Origin of the sequence: Ileibacterium valens, from assembly GCF_001945525.1 — a bacterium.
Taxonomy (GTDB): domain Bacteria; phylum Bacillota_I; class Bacilli_A; order Erysipelotrichales; family Erysipelotrichaceae; genus Ileibacterium; species Ileibacterium valens.
Genome location: NZ_MPJW01000046.1, coordinates 1 through 1982 on the forward strand (window position 1 = coordinate 1; position 1982 = coordinate 1982).

General features: G+C 41.5%; 2 protein-coding genes. Both read left to right on the forward strand.

Annotation, left to right across the window (positions count from 1 at the left end; translation table 11 throughout):
• Nucleotides 1–159 precede the first annotated feature (159 nt).
• Nucleotides 160–1581, forward strand: coding sequence for a glycoside hydrolase family 1 protein (locus tag BO222_RS01280; RefSeq protein ID WP_075817671.1), 1422 nt, complete (start codon nucleotides 160–162; stop codon nucleotides 1579–1581).
• Nucleotides 1582–1735: 154 nt separating this feature from the next.
• Nucleotides 1736–1982: IS66 family insertion sequence element accessory protein TnpA (tnpA, locus tag BO222_RS01285; RefSeq protein ID WP_198931974.1), on the forward strand; the 247-nt coding region annotated here is incomplete at its 3' end.

The following is a 1982-nucleotide window of genomic DNA, read 5'->3' on the forward strand; positions in this document are numbered from 1 at the left end:
AAATCGAGATACTGGAGAAACTGGGTATTCTTCCTGCTTCAGAAACCGAGGAAAAATCAGCTAAAAGAAAAAGAGGCAGACCGAAGAAGTCTGCCCGTCTATAGTCTATCGATTTGGGAAAGTTGTAATTAAAATATAAATAGAGGAGAATTCATGTTTATGAAAAACGAAAAATTAGCTTCATTTCCTGAGAATTTTTTCTGGGGTGCTTCAACTTCTGCTTATCAGGTAGAAGGTGCAAACCTCGAAGATGGAAAAGGTCCATCCTGCCAGGACGTTAAGGAAGTTCCAGAAGGAACTTCTGATCTGACCGTTTGTGCTGATCACTATCATCACTATAAAGAAGATATTGCCTTAATGGCAGAAATGGGATTTAAATCCTATCGTTTCTCTATTGCCTGGACTCGCATTCTTCCAGAAGGAACTGGTGAAATTAACCAGAAGGGAATCGACTTCTACAATGATCTGATCAATGAATGTCTGAAGTACGGAATTGAACCAATCGTTACCATGTTCCATTTTGATATGCCAGCTGCGCTGGATAAGCGTGGAAGCTGGTCAAATCCGGATTCTGTTGAATGGTTTGTAAACTTCGCCAGCATCCTGTTCCAGAACTTTGGCGATCGTGTTAAATACTGGCTGACCATCAATGAACAGAATATGCTGACTCTTGTTGGACCAGTGATTGGTACTTTGACAATTCCAGAAGGAACAACCAATGTACTTAAAGAAATCTACCAGCAAAACCACCACATGCTTGTAGCCCAGGCGAAAGCAATGGTTCTCTGCCATGAAATGCTTCCAGAAGCTAAAATTGGACCTGCCCCAAACATTTCTCTGGTTTATCCAGCAACCTGTAAACCAGAAGATGTAATTGCAGCTCAGAATTTTAACGCAATCCGCAACTGGCTCTATCTTGATATGGCTGTTTATGGAATCTACAATGCAATCGTCTGGAACTGGCTGAAAAAATATGATGCAACTCCAACATTTGCTCCTGGCGATGAAGATGCAATGAAGAACGCTCATCCTGACTTTATCGGATTTAACTACTACAATACGGCCACTGTAGCAGCAGATGATGGTTCTATTCCATTTGATCCAATCGGTGGAGACCAGCAGAATTCAAATGGAATTGCGGGCATGTATAAATCTGTTCGCAACGAATATTTAGGAAAGACAGAATTTGGTTGGGAAATTGACCCGGTTGGATTCAGAGCTACAATTCGTGAAATGTATTCCAGATATCATCTGCCAATGCTCGTTACTGAAAATGGACTTGGAGCTTATGATACGCTGACTGAAGATGGAAAGATCCATGATCAGTATCGAATTAAATACCTCCAGGATCATATTCACCAGATTCAGGAAGCCATTAATGATGGCGCTGAAATGCTCGGATACAATCCATGGTCTGCAATTGATCTGATTTCTACTCATGAAGGTATGAAAAAACGTTATGGATTCATTTATGTGGATCGTGATGAATTCGACCTTGGAACTCTGAAACGCTATCTGAAAGATTCCGGTTACTGGTACAAGAAAGTGATCGCATCCAACGGTGCTGATCTTTCCGACTAGGAATCATTGAATCGATTAATTTAGGTAATAAGAGTTAAAGAGAAGAACAGGCATTTGTCTGCAGAGAAAACGTAAGTTCTTTATATTTGACGGGGTTAAACCCTCCGGTGACCGTTGTTAGATTATCTACAACGAAACTGGAGGATTTTTCATTATGCCGAATTATCACTATGCGTCAACCAGAAAAGGAAACCGGGAATTCTGGACCAGACAGGTTCAGGCTTATCACCTGTCCGGACTTTCTCAGAAGGAGTTCTGCCAGAAGAATGGCTTGATCTATACCTCTTTTGGCTACTGGAAACGCAGATTGGAAAGGTCTGCGAAAGCTGAAGGAATAGAGTTTGTAGAGATTGATGTCGCTGCTGTCGCAGAAAACTCTGCCGCTATTACTCTGTGTGTCT

What these genes read in the sequence shown, in the direction of transcription:
- BO222_RS01280 (WP_075817671.1), top strand. Translation starts at nt 160, where the DNA reads ATGAAAAACGAAAAATTAGCTTCATTTCCTGAGAATTTTTTCTGGGGT.